Source organism: Myroides sp. TSA_177.3 (assembly GCF_052691955.1).
Window position 1 is genome coordinate 63,258 of the sequence record NZ_JBQZGD010000015.1, and the last position, 16,983, is coordinate 80,240.

The following is a 16,983-nucleotide window of genomic DNA, read 5'->3' on the forward strand; positions in this document are numbered from 1 at the left end:
CCTAACTTTGAAGGTTAACCTATTCAATTTTATTGATGATTAGACGTGCACATAACCTTGATTTAGCTGCCATTCAGCAGTTGTATACCCTACTCTTCAAAGGTATGGGAGAATTAGAACCAGCCTATATGAAAGAAGCCATCCAAGACAAAGCTTTTGTGGAAAGTGTCATTCGTGGAGAACAAGATTTTGCTTTATTTGTTGTTGAAGATGAGGGAGCCATACAAGGATTCGCCATTGCACAACTGCAAAACAGTCCGCCTTACAATGCCTTTGTACCACAGCGCTGTGTATACTTGATGGATTTGGTTGTTCATCCTACTACCCGCGGTAAAGGATATGGCAAAGCCTTAATCCAACACGTTAAAGAATGGGGAATCGAAAATCAGGTAGATTATTTCGAATTGACCGTATTGCATCGCAATCAACAAGCTATTGCCCTTTATGAAAGAGAAGGCTTCCAGCCCTTTAGTCAATCCATGCGCATGCGTTTGGATGCAGAGTAAGGCAATAGTAAAACCCGCAATCCAGTCAAAAAAGCAGTGATATACCTTCATACAAAAAGGCATGACCCTCCCGGTCATGCCTCTTCTCTCAAACCAAAATATCCATGAAAAAGATAATTTTTCCTTTTTAATTGAACGAGTGAATCCTCCTTCGTCCTTACAAGATGCGATTCAGATTAGCCAACTGAATCAAATAGACAATCTTAGCTTCAATCACCTGACTAAACGCTTCTTGCCATAACGCATTGGCCTCCAACACATCTTTACTTACAATGGTGCCTGCTTCAAAGCGATCTTGAACAATACGTCTATTCTCTGTACTCTGCCCCAAAGCAAGTTCTGAAGATTTCAAATCTTCTTGCGCTTGGCTCACTCCTATTTCTGCATTTCGCACCTCCAAGTACAAGAGTTCTTTCGTCTGTTCTAATTCCTCTTCTGCCGCTAAGGCTTTTAAGCGTTGTTCTTTAGCCTTCGCCCCTCTTTTCCCCCAATCAAATACGGGAATTTCAATACTAACCAACCCAACATAGGAAGTCAAATTATCTTTCCCATTGGTGAAATTAATGCCCTCTCCAAAACCAGAGATTCCAATCATACTCAAGGCAACCGTTGGATAATACTCCGATTTGAGCATCTTCGCTTGTAGGTTTTCCAAGTGAGTTACTTCTTCCAGAATCTGTATTTCAGGACGAGCTAAAATTGAATTCTCTCGCTGTTCATCTGAAATTAGCGTGGTATACTCCGTCATATCCAAGCGATAGTTTACCTCTATTTCTTCACTTTGATCTAACCCAATGAGTTGTTTTAATGCTAATTGAGAGAGATACTGTCCATCTTGTACTTTGGTTAACCCTGCTCTAGCATTCGTTAAAGCCACTTGTACTTTGAGCAGATCATTCTTATACGTTAGTCCCACTTCATAACTGTTCTTAACATCTTGTTCTAACGCTTCTAACAACGTAATATACTCTTGAGCTAACTTTTCTTTTTCTTGTAATTTGACTACCTCATAATAGGTTTTCTCTGTTTCAAACAAGACTTCTCTTTCTGTCATTGCGACTGTTTGAGTCGCTATATGTTGTTGAGATTTACTTGCTTTTACCCCATCTCTTAATTTGCCCCCTGCATATAAGGGTACACTTGCCGATACCATCGCATTGGCCATTTTTTCGGGTATCAGACCATTCATGGCTCCTCCTAAAGGATCGCCTAAATAAGCACCAGACAACGAAGCATCAAGCATGGGATAGGCACTTAATTTCGCGGCTTTTATTCCTTGATTTGCTGCATCGACTTGTCGTTTTGCTTTGGTTATTCTTCTATTATTATCTAGGGCTAACTGCTTACACGTTGCCAATTCAAGTACTTTAGAATCTTGTGCAAAAGAAGTTAATGTAAACAGAAAGCCTAGAAATATGATATAATTGCGATTTACTCTCATGATTTTCTTTTTTAATGTTGAACGCATTACTGTTCGTGTTGCGGGACATACTTAGTAAATCGATAGTATAAAACTGGTACCACAAACAAGGTCAGTACCATAGATACAATCAATCCAAAGGCAAGTACACTTCCCAAGGGTGCCCACATCGGGGATTTTCCAATAATCATTGGCAATACAGCTACTGCGGCGGCTGCGGAGGTTAAGAAGATTGGTCGCATACGTCGTTTTGCGGCCGCTAAGGCTGCTCCACGGCGGCTATATCCGTGATCGCGAACTAATTCATCCGCATAATCGACAATGATAATTCCGTTTCGCACCACAATTCCAATCAAACTAATAATACCCATAAAAGCCGTCATACTCATTGGATTTCCCGTCACCCATAAACCTAAAAAGGCACCGAGTAAACTCAAAGGGAAAGTAGCTAAGACAAACAGCGACTTGCCAATTGTTTTGAATTCCATCATCAGAATCAAGAAAATCAAAACCAAGCTCACTCCTAACGCTTTCATCATCGCTGGTCCGTTTTCTTCCGATGTTTCCCTATCACCACCGTATTGAATTTTAATTCCATGTGGCAAGTTAATCGCCTCAATTTCCCCTTTTACATCCGCCATAATAGAAGCCGCTTTAATGCCCATTTGCGTTTCGCTATTTACTTCTAGTGTACGAAGTCCATTGCGATGTGTAATCACACCAGGAGTCCATTGTGGCTCTACTTGTGCCACTTCACTCAACGGAACCGCATGTCCAAAAATAGAAGGCACATAGATCTGTGCAATATCCCCTAAATCCTTTCTGTTCTCCTCTACAAAGCGCAACTGTACATCCACGGGTTTATCTCCTTCATAAAATCGAGTCACTGGTGCTCCTTTTGTTCCAGTTCCCACCGTTTGCACAATAGACGAATTCAATACACCATAGCGTTCCGCTTTATCTTCTAATGGAACAATATTCAACGAGAACAAATCCTCTTGGTAACTCGTGCGCACCCAATTCGTCCCTTTGTGGCGCTTCAATATTTGTTCAATCTGATCCGCTACTATTTTTTGATTTTCTATATCCTCACCAATAATGCGGATGGAGATAGGTGCCCCTTCTTGTAAACTAAGTTGGCGCAAGCGTACATACCCTTCTTCCAAATAGGAGTCAAACTGTGGCAAATAATCTTGTACCACTTGATTGGCTTCTTTAGCATCGTGGGTTGTAATGAAAATCTGCGCATAATTTTCTCTTGGAATTTCTGGTGAATACGTCACATTAAAACGAGGGGAACTCATCCCTATAAAACTGGCAATACTCACTACGCGTTCATCCTTTTGGAAAATAGCTTCTACTTCTTTGGCTACCTTATCCGTTTCTTCTAAGGAAGTTCCTGTTGGCAACCACAATTCCACATTAAACTGTTTGGTTTCACTCAACGGATAAAACTCCTGCTCTACTTGAGAAGCAATTCCCAGTGCCAAAACAACAGAACCAATGGCAATAACATAGGTGTATTTCGGATGTCTAAACGCCAAGGCAATTCCCTTGTTGAAATAATGCTGTAAGTAATCCAATACATTCTTTTTCTTCTTTTCTTTCTTTTTACTTCCTGTTTCCTCTGGGCTATGTAATCCCTTCTTAATGAAGATATAACAAGTCAAAGGCGTAATAAAAAACGAAACAAAAAGAGAAGAGATTAAGGCAATGGCAATCGTTATAGGCAAAGCCATTAAGAAATCCCTTGCAATTCCATCCATAAAAAACGGAATCGGTGCAAAAGCGCAAATAATAGCTGTAGTAGCTGAAAGCACTGGAATCGTTAATTGTCTAGCCGATTGCCAAGCAGCAGTCCAAGGTTCAATACCTTCATCGAGCTTTTCGACGTAATTATCGACAATTACAATGGCATTATCAATCACCATCCCTAATACAATCACCAAAGCAGCTAAGGATACTTGATGCAACTCAATGCCAAACAAACTCATGATTCCAAACGTAATAATAAATGAAATCGGAGCAGCGATTGAAGCAACAGCAGCCACGCGGAACGGTAGTAATAGTACAACAACCAATACACACGCACCAATTGCCATAACAAACTCGGTCATGAAGTGAGAAACACTCAAATCCACAGCATCGGGCTGACTAACAATCGTATCAATTTTAATGTCTTGCGGCAATCGCTCTCCTATTTCTGCTAATTTCTGATCAATTAATGCCCCAAACTCAACGATGTTATTTCCACTTTGCATCTCTATAGCGAGCATCAATACTTTATCTTCTCCCATGCGAATAAAAGACGTACGATCTGTATACGAACGTTCTATTTTAGCCACATCTTGCAGGCGCACTACTTCCCCATTGGGATGAGTATACACCATTAGGTTTTCAATATCGCGTTGACTTCCAATTTCACTGGTCGTAAAAATAGGAATCGTATTGTTGGGCATTTTTACTTCCCCTGAATACATGGTTAAGTTCTGCGCCTGTAAAACCGAAACAATATGCGAAGTGGTAATGCCATAATCCAGTAACTTCTGATTGTTAATCTCTACGCTAATTTGCGGCTGCTGAAGTCCCGAGCGATTAATCTTAGCCACCGTTGGAATGGTTTTTAACTCATCTTCTACCTGATCCAAATATCTCTCTAATTCACTATACTCTTTCGTAGGTGACGAAAGGGACAAAATCAAAGCCGTAACATCTCCAAAACTACTGTTGACAATCGGCCCAATACTTCCCTGAGGCAAATTGGGCATTACTTCTGTATTCATACCGTGTTGTAACGTTGCCCAGAAGCGCTTTCTATCTTTGACCTCCGTACGCAAACGCACCGTAATAAATGTCTGCCCAGCTTTGGTTTCAGAGGTTGTTTTCTTTTTGTCTATCTCCTCAAACGTAAACAAGTATTGTTCAATCTTCTTGGTGATTTGCTGTTCCGTTTGATACACATCTGCTCCGGGATAAAAAGAAACTACCATCGCAATGGGCATCTCAATATTGGGGTTTTCTGCTCTGGACATATGCTTAACTGCATAGATTCCCAATCCCAGGAGTATTACTGCGAGTGCTAACGTCACTTGACGATATTTCATCGCAGCTTCTATTAAATTTATCTTTATCTTTTTTGACATAATCCTTTTCTTTTATTGCGCAACTACCGCGCCTTCATATAACTTAGCGCTAGCCGTTGTCACCAAGCGCTCTCCCGCTTCCAAGCCTTGTTGAATGATTAATTCACTTGATCCGCGTACTTGTGCCACTTTCACTCTTTTTCGTACTACCCCTGCAGAACTTCCATCCAATACATATACATGGGTAACTCCATTCTCTCCAATCTGAACGGCACTAGCAGGGATGATAATTTGTTCTTCTGGTTCATCTGCTACCCACACATCTCCTAACATTCCTCCGAGTATTTCGCGGTTTTGATTGTCCAAACGCACCTTTACACGATACGTTCGCGTTACTGGATCAGCTTGTGGGTTGACCAAATCAATAATGCCCTGATATTCCTTTTGTAAAGAAGGGATGTACAAACTCGCTAGCTGTCCTTTTTTAAATTGGTTAATTTCACTTTCGGGAACATTAATTTTGGCAAAAACGACATCTAAATTAGACAGGGTAAATAGCGGTTGTCCTGGAGCAATTACCATCCCCTTTTCTGCCGCTTTCATCGTAATGATACCAGAAAAAGAAGCCGTTAAGTTGGCGTCTTTCAGCTGTTTGGCGTTGATGTTTTTATTTGCTTGGGCTTGAGCTAATTTGGTCTTTACGTCTAAGTAATCGCGTTCAGGCAAACTTCCCTTCTCATAAAGCTTGTGTAAACGCTGATATAAATCTACCACTTGATCATAACTCGCAGCTGCAATTTGATAGGTATTTGCATACGCTTGATCATCCAATTTTGCCAATACTTGTCCGGCACTAACAGTTTGTCCCTCTTTGACATAAACGCCTGTTATTGTACCCGGAACTGCAAATCCTACCGTTGCCATTTGGTCGGGTTCTAAGGTAGCAGCATACGATTTTGGATTGGCAATCTTGACTTTTTTGACTACTTGACTTTTTACTTGTATAGCAGTCGGAGGTGCACTAAGATTTGATTCTTTTTTTGCACAACTCATTGTTGTTAACAGCAAGGCAGCAAAAACAGTGCCTCTTACTAAATTCCTTTGCATAGTACTTGATTATTTATTCTTTAGCAAAGGTCAAGTAAAGTCACAGTTCCCAGAAGGGGAAAACTGCTTCTAATTTGGTATAAATTTCTGTTTTTTAATTAAAATACAAGAGATAAAGGACTTTATATTGGTTCAATTAACCTTTTTTGGAGTTCCTCGCGATATGCTTTAGGAGATACATTCGCTGCATTTTTAAAATACTTGCCAAACATGGATTGGTCATTGAAATTCAACATAGTAGCAATTTCATAGATTGGTACCGTCTGATCAGCTAATAAGTACTTCGCTTCGTGAATAACAATATCTTCAATCAGCTTTTTAGCCGATGAACCGTAATATTCCTTAACTACTTCAGATAAGTATTTGGGAGTAACGAATAGCTGATCGCTGTAAAAAGACAAGGTTCTATTTTGCTTCACGTGTTTTTTAACCAATAAAAAGAAATCCATAAATAGTTTTTTCTTTACTGTTGGCTTTTCATCAATCAATTGGGCATACTTGGTAACCATGCGAACCAACTCATAAAAAAACACTTTAAATAGCGCTTGTAGGCTATCTAGGCGGTAAGCATAACTTGGATCAAGCTGAATGTACGTATCTATCATCTGAATCACTTCTTTGATACGCGCTAATTCTTCTGCTGGTAAGTTCTTTATGGGATAAAACTTCCTCGCGAAATAATAGGTAATCAATTGCGTAAATTCATTGCTAAACTCTAAGGGAATGGGCATATTGGATGCAAAAGTAAGCATCAGTAATTCGAATTGTTCAGAGTATTGCGGATAGGCCGTGAAAGGAATAAAAGAACTGACAATGAATACGGAGTTCTCCTTGAAATTATGGGTTTCCTGATCGTATTCAATGGAGATGGTTCCTTTTTGTAAAATACAAATGGAATAACTATCAATACGCGAATCGAGATAATTGAGTACATCGTCAATGGCATGCGTATTGTTTTGATTCGCATGCAGAACGCTAACACCTAATTCTCTAAGATTTACATCTAACATAGTTTCCTTCTTACCTCATCAAAAATAAACACTTTAATTGAAATTGATATCCAAAAGTCAAAAAAGTCTAGGAATAGTTTATGCTGTATCATTTATCTTTGTATTTACTTAACTATAATTTATATGCATTCCTCTATTACTTTTGAACAACGTCACACGCCCCATTATACTTTGCTTCTACTCACTGCTGAAAAGTACGAAGCGTTTTTAAAAACAGCGAGCGATGAAGCCATTATGAGTTTAATGGGATTACCTCAAGAGAAAGTTGCGGCTGAACGCAACAAAGCCGTATTTGGTTTTAGAACACACAACAAGTCTTTTCATGTGTTTGTCATCGTAGATCCTCAGACAGCACAACCAATTGGATACTGTGGTTTTCATACCTGGTATCTGGAGCACGGTCGCGCAGAAATTGGCTATGGTTTATACAGTGATGCCTATAAAGGAAAAGGCGTCATGTCTGAAATAATGACTCATGTAATCGCTTATGGTTTCAATGAACTGAATCTCCAACGCATAGAAGCCTTTATTAGTCCGGATAATCAACCCTCACTTAAACTGGTGGAAAAATTCAACTTTACACGTGAAGGACAGTTAAGACATCATTATTTCAAAAATGACATGTATGAGGATTCCGTTGTTTTCGCTTTACTACATACAGAATACTTATAAAAAAACGTCCAGACAAGTTCATCTTATCTGGACGTTCGACTCATAACATAAAAAATAAAAATAACTGATTGTTTGTTTTAGACTCCTTTATTTTGTTGTTCATTTACTTGTTCTACTTCTGCTTTGGCTAGGGCTAACGCATCTTCATATGTTTCAACTACAATCAGCTTATGTCCCCAATATTTTTGAAAAATAGGTTGAAAATCAATCGCTGTTTGGCGTTTGATTGCATCGGGTTCCACTTGAATCATTGCTAAAACATTTTCTGAGAGCGCTACTCTATTTTGTTTCATCCAAAGGTTCATCTTCTTCATATGCGCTTTATCGCTCTTTGTCTCCTCCACATCGGGAGCACTTACTTCATTAATCATGACAAATTTTTCTCCTCGTTGAAGTAAATTCTCATAATCTATAAAATATTGATCTTGGTTCTTTTCCTTTTGTGTAGATGCGATAGATACATGCACAATTGGAAAATCAACTGCATTGATTGTACTCATGATATTTTTCTAACAAAGGACGCGGTTTAAACACCTAGAGGCAATGGATATAACTTAGAAAGGAGTGGACATTTCAAAGGATTTCAGTTGATAAACAAAATCAAATTTCACAGAACACAGAAAATAAATTATCTAAATTCAGTACATTTACGGTTAACAGTTAACTGTTAACTGTTAACCCTTAACCCTTAACCCTTAACCCTTAACCCTTAACTCTTAACCCTTAACCCTTAACCATCAACCCTTAACCCTTAACTCTTAACTCTTAACCCTTAACCATCAACCCTTAACCATCAACCCTTAACCATCAACCCTTAACCATCAACCCTTAACCCTTAACCCTTAACCCTTAACCCTTAACCCTTAACCCTTAACCCTTAACTCTTAACCCTTAACCCTTAACCATCCCCCATGCAAAAACTTCTAACCCATCTTTCTGAAAAATACAACATCGATGCAACTGCTTTAACGCTATTGCTTTCTAAAATGGAACACATTACGTTTGACAACAAGCAAACCATTTTAGACAATAGCAACACAAAATCAACTTTTTATATTCTTTCTAAAGGCATTTGGAGGGCCTATAAAGTAGTAGATGGGGATGAAAACACCTTGTGGTTTGAACGTTATAGCGATGTTATTTACAGTGAGATTGCACCAAATTACCTGCTTGAATCTGTGGGAGAAAGTGAAGCCTATCGCATGGATAAAAAGGACTTAGACGAACTTTGTTTAGCTTCGCATGACATCTCCAACTTAATTCGCATCTTAATTGAAAAATTCTACTTTGACGTCACGCGTATTTCTGTTGATTTGTCCCACCAATTAGCAAAAGAGCGCTATCTCTCGATGTTAGAAAATGATCCTGAGCTTTTTCAACTCGTTCCCCAAAAATACATCGCCTCTTTCTTGGGATTAACTCCCCAATCTTTAAGTCGACTACGCAGAAAAATTTTGGATAAATAACCGAAGTTACCAAATGGTAACGTAGCTCTAGGGATAAACTTTTATTCTTGCAAAAAAAAGTTTTACCATGACGCAGGTTTATGATGTACAGCACTGGAAACAGAAATTTATTTTAATTTGGACGGGGCAAACCTTTTCCATCTTGACGAGTTCAATTGCTCAATTTGCACTTGTTCTTTGGATTGGAATGGAAACAGGATCCGCCAAAGTATTGGCTTATGCCACTATTGCAGGATTATTACCTCAAATTCTTTTAGGCCCGTTTGCAGGGGTATTTGTGGATCGTTGGAACAAAAAAATAACCATGATTGCTTCGGATAGCTTTGTGGCGATTTGTTCTGCCTTAATTGCCTTGCTTTTTTACTTGAATCTCCTTGAACTTTGGTCCATCTATGTACTCTTGGCTCTTCGTTCGATTGGGGGTGCTTTTCACTCTCCCGCGATGAAGTCAACGGTACCGATGCTTGCACCAAAAGATCAATTGGTCCGCGTTGCAGGAGTCAATGAAGTCATACAATCCGTTTCTTTTATCAGTGGTCCCGCATTGGGAGCCTTCTTACTGTTGCATTACAATATGACCATCGTGATGTTATTGGATGTGGTAGGTGCGTTTATTGCGTGTGTGATGTTGTTATTTGTTTCTTTTCCCAAAACGAAAAAAGTAACAGAAACTACAGCATCTGTCTTTAAGGATATGGTAGAAGGTGGTCGCGTAATTCTAAAAAACAGGCCGATGTCTTGGTTGTTATTTTCTGAAATTATCGCGCGATTCTTCATCTTTCCTGTTGTAGCTGTAACACCTTTGGTTACCCTAAACTATTATAAAGGAACCCCCTATCAAGTTAGTTTAGTGGAAATTCTCTTTGGTATTGGGTTGCTATTGGGTGGTGGTTTATTAGCTGTGCTCAATCAACGCTTTAGAAAAATATCGCTAGCTATTGTGGGGTATATCATCCTCGGACTTGCTCTTTTGGTATGTGGTTCACTCGCCCCGCATTTGTTTATTGTATATGCTGTGCTGACTGTTTTTCAAGGTATTGCAGTTCCGCTTTATGAAGGTTCCATTACAGCCTTGATTCAAACGCAATTCGAATCCCAATACTTAGGTCGAATCTTTGGTTTAATCGGTAGTATTTGTCAAATACCCGCAATCATAGGACTCTTATTTACCGCTGAATTAGCCGATCAATTCGGCGTCCAAAATGTATATGTGGCAGGAGGTATTGCCTTGTGTTTTTGTGCAGTATTAGTGGGAAGTATTAAACGAGTTCGACAGTTGGAGGGGGAATAGTTTAAGGGGTTGTTTGTGAGGTTTGTGCTTTGTGAGGTTTGTGCTTTGTGAGGTTTGTGCTTTGTGAGGTTCGTACTTTGTGAGGTTCGTACTTTGTGAGGTTCGTACTTTGTGAGGTTCGTGCTTTGTGAGGTTTGTGCTTTGTGAGGTTCGTGCTTTGTGAGGTTTGTGCTTTGTGAGGTTTGTGCTTTGTGAGGTTTGCGCTTTGTGAGGTTCGTGCTTTGTGAGGTTTGTCGATTAAAAAAGAATTTCTCATCGTCTCATAATCAACACCCAGTATGCCCCTGAGGCAACGAAGGGTCGCATCCCGCGCTCACGGAATACTGTGTGGAGTGACTAGTTAGAGCAACAAGTGTTGAGTGACGGATGCGACCCCTCCTCCGTCGGGGTGACATACTGGGTGTGAATACATACTGGACGGGATACTGTGTGGAGCGACGATACAGCGTGACTAGTGTTGTATTCACTCCCAGTAACCACCCAGTATGTCAGGTCGCATCCAGCGCTCACATAATGCTTTTTTGTTTTTTTGCAACAATCTTCTTTAGTCGATAAATTTCACGATTTCACAAACCTCACAAAGAGCAAACCTCACAAAAAACAAACCTCACAAAAAACAAACCTCACAAACAACAAACCTCACAAACAACAAACCTCACAAAGCCCCCTTCCCAATATACAACAAGGTATCATATCGAAATATTACCTTACCGTCTTCTTGGTATTTAGCAAAGAGAGTTGCAATTGCTTCCATGACTTGTTCGTAATTTGCATCTCCTTCTTTAGGAGCATAAGAGGATGATTTCAAGCGTCCTTTTAGTTCTTCCAGATCGAAAATTTGTTGGTTATACAACATCTCTGTTTGCATGATGCGCGGAGCTAAAAATGCACGAATATCTTCTAAGTCGATATTTCGGTGTGTTACTTGACTATATTCTGGGATTAAATCACGCATCAACTGTTCATATTCTTGTTGCAGTGGATCAAGTCTACTGCGTTCATTCCAAGCGAGAACAATCACCCCTGTAGGTTTCAGGATTCGGTTAAATTCTACTTGTGCTTTTTCAAAATCAAACCAATGATAAGCCTGTCCGCAAAAAATCAAATCGATGGATTGCGTCGCCAAATTGGTTTGTTCTGCAGTTCCTTCCAGGGCTTTAAAGTTTTTAGCCCCTTGGAAGAACACCTCACTGGCTTGTCTCATTTCTTTATTGGGCTCTACACCATAAACAATGGCATCTGCCTCAATAAAACGCTGAGATGAAAATCCTGTTCCACTACCAATATCTGCAATAACAAATTGAGAATTTAATCCGACCTCTTTTTCCAATCGGTCAATCATCTCTACGGGATAGGTTGGTCTATAGCGAACATAATCGGCTACGCGATCTGAAAATCGCGTAGTATTTGATTTTTGGATTTGCATTACAATATGTATTTAAGTGGATATCTTATAAAGATACGACTTCTCTTTTTGATTTACGCCTCTTCCTCTTCTTTTCTTTTCGTATAAGTCAAGACGACCATCCCTGTTTTAAAGGTTTTGGTATCAGTAAGTTCCCAATGAGAAGGCAAAATCCCTTCAGGGAATAAACGAATACCTGCTCCGAGTAATTTTGGTGTAACTGACAGAATCATTTGATCCAAAATTCCTGCATTTAATGCCATTTGAACGACTTGACCTCCTCCAACGAGCCAGATATCCTTTCCTGTATCTTGTTGTTTTAATTGTTGAATCGTCGCTGTGATATCCATAGCTAATACGCTTGTTTTCGGGCTTTCGATTGTCAATTGTTTGTTCGACGTAATCACATAAGTTTCTTGTTCCATATAAGGCCAAGGAAAACCAAAATCTAAGATTGCGCGATAAGTAGCACTCCCCATTATGCAGGTATCAATAGTCGATACAAAATCTTGGTATCCGTAATCCCCTACTGTTTCATCCTGAAAATCATCTAAAAAAGCTACACTTCCATCAGGCGAGGCAATGTAACCATCTAAACTCATCGCGATATATAAAATAACATTTCTCATTTTTTACACTATCTTTTTTACCAATGTTTCACTACATGAGGCTTCCAATCTGTCGGCAATAGTGACTCCAAGGTTACAATAGTATCTTCATTAATCATTACTTGGGTTTGGTTGTTTTCTTGTGTGAGCTGACTCATCAATTCACGACAACGCCCACATGGTGGTACAATCGTACCTGAATCTGTTACAGCGATTACTTTTTCAATTCTTACTTCTTGATGCTTGAGCATTTCTGCTACAGCCCCATGTTCTGCACAAAATCCCATAGAGCAAGCCGTATCAATACTAATACCGACATGCACCTTGCCTTCTGCCGTTAAAATGGCCGCAGCCACAGAGCCACAAGCGACAAAATTATTAATCTCTCTGTGCTTTGCATAAGCTAAAGCATGTTCTTTTAATACACTAAATTCCATGGATATCGTTGTTTATGATCGTTCTTAACTAGCTAATTAATCCATACTGTTTTACATACTCCTCTTCAAGCGCATAATTAAATTGCTCAAATGGATATGCGGCTAATTGGGGATAGTTCACCTGCCAATTTTCACCCGCTGCTTGTTGAAGCAATCCTCCAATTGTATCCAGTACGGCTGTCTTATAATTTGGAAGTACCTGATGATCTGTAGCAAGTAGTTCTTTTGATACGGCTGTATCCAATAAAAAAGGCTGAGGCACAGACCAAGGAGATACACCTACCCATTGGTATGGAGCCTTCACTGCTGGTATAGGAATTATTTTCCCCTCGTATCCCAAATAATCAGCAATACAGGTGATAATCTCATATACGGTTAAAGGGTTTTCATCTCCTACATTCACAATAGTTGCTGTTTTATGGCGATAAGCAGCGAAACCTACTTGCGCCACCAGCTGAGCGGCCGTGGTATGAAATAAACTTGTTCCTTCGTAGGTAATAGGGATAAATGGACGTTGATCCAGTATGCGTTTCACTACCCACCACTCTCGTGGATGATGTGTAAAACGCCCATAAATAGCACAAGGTCGCAGAATTGTAAAGGGAACCTGTGCTTGTTCTAGCAAAACATTTTCTACCGCCACCTTTTGTGTTGAATAGGTTTGGTCACCAGGAGCCACTCTCGCTTGTGTTTCTACAATCGGTTTCTCAAATAATGGAAAACCGTGTAACCCTGCTTCATCTAAAGTGCGTCCTGCTGTATCGGCATAAACACTAGAAGAAGAAATAACCGTCAAATGGCCCATATTACTTTGATATTGCAACAGTTGCACGACATCTTGGGGATGAAAGGCTAAAAGATCAATAACCCAATCCGCACCATCTTTTAGAAGTTGATGGAGCCCTTTGGAATCCTTTCGATCGAGACGACAATGTTGAGCTTTAGATGCTTCAATAGCATAAGGCAAGTCTGTACGAGAAACGAGTACCAATTGGCAGTCTCTTTGACTTAATTCACGATAAAAAGCATAGCCTAGTTGTCCAGAAGCACCAATAATAATTACTTTCATTCTGTTGTATTTCTATTTGAAGCAAGCACGAGTACTCACCAATTCAAAGATAAAAGCTTTTCGCAAATTCACCTTCATTTATATGATCAATCCTCAGAAAAATACACCAAAAAACAAGCTAGGTTATGCCTTTTTATGTTAGACATCGACATCAATACACTAAAGCAGTAATGCTTCTTGTTGATATAGTTCTTCTTCCTCTCTGTGCATAGGCACACAGTAAAAGCCATTTTTAATCAGGCGGTTAGCCAAAAATTGTTGGGTGTCAATGGCAGCCATACATCCTGTTCCTGCCGCTGTAATGGCTTGTCGATAGACCGTATCTTGAACATCTCCACAAGCCTGAATGCCAGGTATATTCGTATAGGTACTGCCTTTTTTTGTACGGATGTATTCTTGTGCGTCCAAAGCTAATTTATTTTTAAAGATATGAGTATTCGGTTGGTGTCCGATGGCAATAAATACCCCATCAATCGCTTTCATTTCTTGCGTATGGGTTGTATTATCCAGTACTTCAACCCCAGTTAATTGGTCTTGATCTCCCAAAAGGGCCACAACCTCCTTATTAAATTGAACTTCGATATTGCTGTAATTCGCTAATCGGTCAATTAATATTTGCGAAGCACGCATATAATCCTTGCGCACCAGTACGTAAACTTTTCGAGCTAATCCAGCTAAGAAAAAAGCCTCTTCAATAGCGGTGTCACCACCCCCTACTACGAGAACGTCTTTTCCTTTATAGAAATAACCATCACAAGTTGCACAAGCTGAAAGTCCTTTGCCAAAATATTGTGTTTCATTCGGCAAGCCCAACCACTTTGCACTAGCCCCTGTGGCCACGATAACACTGTGTGCATAATACACCTCCTCTGTATTGGTAATCAACTTAAAAGGACGATCACGGGTATCAATTTCCTCAATCGTTTGGTAGATAATCTGTGTACCAAATCGCTCGGCTTGTTCCTGTAAATCAGTCATCAATTCTATTCCTTGTATCCCTTTGGGATACCCTGGAAAATTATCCACATCTGTCGTTTGGGTTAGTTGTCCGCCCAACTGAAGACCTGTGAACATAAGGGGTGTTTTTCCATATCTGGCCATATAAATCGCTGCAGTATACCCTGCAGGTCCCGATCCAATAATAATACAATCGTGAATATTCATCTTGTCTATAGATTTAAAATATAGGAAATATAGCAGCAAGTAAAAGAGGCTCCTTTACTTGCTGCATCTCAACAATAACATAAAAAAAATTACTATCGGTTGATGGTAGTACTTTAAAAATTATCCAAGCACAGCTGCATATTAATCGATGCACCTGCCTGGGATCCAGTAGCTATAGCAGTGGCTAAGGATCTAAAACTACTCGTATCACCACAGGCATAAATACCTGAAACACTAGTTTCTTGTTTTGCATTTACTTGAAGTAAACCTTGTGGTGTTAACGTACATCCTAAATGAATGGGAATCGCACAATGTTGTTTTGCATCGGGTTTAGCATAAATAGCTTCAGTAGCTACAACCTGACCGGTTTTTAAAACAACACGCGTCACCTGTCCTTGATGATGGATTAACTGAGTAATATCGTCTTCAATTATTCCAATTTTATTCTTTGCCAGCGCTTGCAGTTGTTCGGGGGTAAAACTAGCTTTCCCTTGGGTTACAATTTGCAAATCTGAAGTAAGATTATGGACTAAAATAGCATAGTGAAAGGCTAAATCGCCATTTCCTAAAATCAGGGTTTTCTTATTTTTTACTTCATACCCATGACAATAAGGGCAATGTAAAATCGAAGTTCCCCAACAAGCCTCAAAACCAGCGATATCTGGCATAATATCCGTCAGTCCTGTTGCAAATAAAACATACTTTGCACGAAAGGTTTTTCCTTCTTTACTCTGTACAGTGAAACTCTCTCCTTCTTTCTTTTTCACGTCCGTTACTTCATCTAAGTAATAGTGAACAGTGTCATAACGCACCACATCTTCTTTTGCCTGATGGGCAATCACGACTGGGGAATTACCGTCTTGCGCCAATAAATTATGGGTATGCTTCACCATTTTATTGCATGGGTTCTGCGTATCCAAAATCAATACCTTGCGATTGGAACGCCCCAAGGCCAAAGCCGCTGATAACCCCGAGAAACTACCCCCTACAATGACAACATCAAATAAGGTATCGCGCTGTTCGGGGGCTAAGGGAGTAAATGACCACAAAGAATCGGACATTAGCAAACCCGAGGTAAACAAGCTACTCTTGAGTAAAAAATCTCGTCTTGAAGTCATAAAATAATCTTTACTTTATTGTGCTACTTGTTTTAAAATATCAGGTACTGCCATCACTCCTGTATGTTTCCATAAGATTGCTCCTTGTTGATCAATTAATACCATGGTAGGTACCGCACGAACAAAAAACTCAGCAGCTAATTGCGGATCGTGATCCACATCAATACGTTGTAATTCAACTTTTTCTGTTACTGCATCCAATGACTCATCAATCATACGCGATAACATTTTACAGGGTCCACACCATTCAGCAAAAAATTGCAATAAAATCGGTTTGTCTGATTTTCCTAATAGGTCTTCTACTTTCATCTTTATCTTGTTTTTAATTTACTTCAAAAGTAAAAGGTGTAGCACAAACCGCTGTTGCACAAGTTGGAGTAAAAATCGGATAAATCACAGCAGGGAGTGTTTTGTGAGGTTTGCGCTTTGTGAGGTTTGTGCTTTGTGAGGTTTGTGCTTTGTAAGGTTTGTGCTTTGTAAGGTTTGTGCTTTGTAAGGTTTGTGCTTTGTAAGGTTTGTATGTCATGCTGACGAAGGAAGCATCGCATCCGTTACTCAACACTTGTTACGCTAACCAGTCACTCCACATGGTATTCCGTCAGCGCGGGATGCGACCCTTCGTTGCCC

Annotated in this window: 16 protein-coding genes; 4 read left to right on the forward strand and 12 right to left on the reverse strand. The window is 39.7% G+C overall.

Going from position 1 to position 16,983, the window contains the following annotated elements:
- The first annotated feature begins 35 nt into the window (after positions 1-35).
- Positions 36-506: a GNAT family N-acetyltransferase gene (locus ACUTSE_RS13545; RefSeq protein ID WP_445640612.1), complete on the forward strand. Its 471-nt coding sequence runs from the start codon at positions 36-38 to the stop codon at positions 504-506.
- Positions 507-663: 157 nt separating this feature from the next.
- Here ACUTSE_RS13545 and ACUTSE_RS13550 read toward each other — a convergent pair whose 3' ends face one another.
- From ACUTSE_RS13550 to ACUTSE_RS13565, 4 genes are all read right to left on the reverse strand, one after another.
- Complete coding sequence (locus tag ACUTSE_RS13550) at positions 664-1,947, reverse strand: TolC family protein (RefSeq protein ID WP_445640613.1); 1,284 nt, start codon at positions 1,945-1,947, stop codon at positions 664-666.
- 26 nt (positions 1,948-1,973) lie between these two features.
- Positions 1,974-5,069, reverse strand: coding sequence for an efflux RND transporter permease subunit (locus ACUTSE_RS13555; protein WP_445640614.1), 3,096 nt, complete (start codon positions 5,067-5,069; stop codon positions 1,974-1,976).
- Positions 5,070-5,081: 12 nt separating this feature from the next.
- Positions 5,082-6,116 (reverse strand): efflux RND transporter periplasmic adaptor subunit, encoded by a 1,035-nt coding sequence (locus ACUTSE_RS13560; RefSeq protein ID WP_445640615.1) that lies wholly within the window; start codon positions 6,114-6,116, stop codon positions 5,082-5,084.
- Between the two features lie 122 nt (positions 6,117-6,238).
- A complete protein-coding gene (locus tag ACUTSE_RS13565) occupies positions 6,239-7,126 on the reverse strand; it encodes a helix-turn-helix domain-containing protein (protein WP_445640616.1) in 888 nt (295 codons plus the stop codon).
- Between the two features lie 123 nt (positions 7,127-7,249).
- On the opposite strand from ACUTSE_RS13565, the gene ACUTSE_RS13570 reads away from it, so the two are divergent.
- The gene (locus ACUTSE_RS13570) at positions 7,250-7,798 is read left to right on the forward strand and encodes a GNAT family N-acetyltransferase (protein WP_002991891.1); all 549 of its coding nucleotides are present in this window, start codon (positions 7,250-7,252) and stop codon (positions 7,796-7,798) included.
- A gap of 77 nt (positions 7,799-7,875) precedes the next feature.
- Here ACUTSE_RS13570 and ACUTSE_RS13575 read toward each other — a convergent pair whose 3' ends face one another.
- Positions 7,876-8,298: a hypothetical protein gene (locus tag ACUTSE_RS13575; RefSeq protein ID WP_445640617.1), complete on the reverse strand. Its 423-nt coding sequence runs from the start codon at positions 8,296-8,298 to the stop codon at positions 7,876-7,878.
- Positions 8,299-8,709: 411 nt separating this feature from the next.
- Here ACUTSE_RS13575 and ACUTSE_RS13580 point away from each other — a divergent pair, with 411 nt between their 5' ends.
- On the forward strand, positions 8,710-9,264 hold the full coding sequence (locus ACUTSE_RS13580) for a Crp/Fnr family transcriptional regulator (RefSeq protein WP_445640618.1): 555 nt from the start codon (positions 8,710-8,712) through the stop codon (positions 9,262-9,264).
- A gap of 67 nt (positions 9,265-9,331) precedes the next feature.
- A complete protein-coding gene (locus ACUTSE_RS13585; RefSeq protein ID WP_445640619.1) occupies positions 9,332-10,555 on the forward strand; it encodes an MFS transporter in 1,224 nt (407 codons plus the stop codon).
- A gap of 655 nt (positions 10,556-11,210) precedes the next feature.
- Here ACUTSE_RS13585 and ACUTSE_RS13590 read toward each other — a convergent pair.
- The 7 genes from ACUTSE_RS13590 to ACUTSE_RS13620 form a co-directional block, all read right to left on the reverse strand.
- A complete protein-coding gene (locus ACUTSE_RS13590; RefSeq protein WP_445640620.1) occupies positions 11,211-11,981 on the reverse strand; it encodes a class I SAM-dependent methyltransferase in 771 nt (256 codons plus the stop codon).
- Between the two features lie 53 nt (positions 11,982-12,034).
- Positions 12,035-12,589 carry a dihydrofolate reductase family protein gene (locus ACUTSE_RS13595; protein WP_445640621.1) on the reverse strand — a complete coding sequence of 185 codons (555 nt, stop codon included), beginning with the start codon at positions 12,587-12,589 and terminating at the stop codon, positions 12,035-12,037.
- A gap of 17 nt (positions 12,590-12,606) precedes the next feature.
- On the reverse strand, positions 12,607-13,005 hold the full coding sequence (locus tag ACUTSE_RS13600; RefSeq protein ID WP_445640622.1) for a cytidine deaminase family protein: 399 nt from the start codon (positions 13,003-13,005) through the stop codon (positions 12,607-12,609).
- Positions 13,006-13,033: 28 nt separating this feature from the next.
- Positions 13,034-14,074, reverse strand: coding sequence for an NAD-dependent epimerase/dehydratase family protein (locus ACUTSE_RS13605; RefSeq protein WP_445640623.1), 1,041 nt, complete (start codon positions 14,072-14,074; stop codon positions 13,034-13,036).
- Between the two features lie 159 nt (positions 14,075-14,233).
- Positions 14,234-15,238, reverse strand: a complete 1,005-nt coding sequence (gene trxB, locus ACUTSE_RS13610; protein WP_445640624.1) for a thioredoxin-disulfide reductase — start codon at positions 15,236-15,238, stop codon at positions 14,234-14,236.
- A gap of 113 nt (positions 15,239-15,351) precedes the next feature.
- A complete protein-coding gene (locus ACUTSE_RS13615) occupies positions 15,352-16,356 on the reverse strand; it encodes an NAD(P)/FAD-dependent oxidoreductase (RefSeq protein WP_445640625.1) in 1,005 nt (334 codons plus the stop codon).
- A gap of 15 nt (positions 16,357-16,371) precedes the next feature.
- Entirely contained in the window at positions 16,372-16,665 is a 294-nt protein-coding gene (locus ACUTSE_RS13620; RefSeq protein ID WP_002991869.1) for a thioredoxin family protein, read from the reverse strand.
- Between the last annotated feature and the right edge of the window lie 318 nt (positions 16,666-16,983).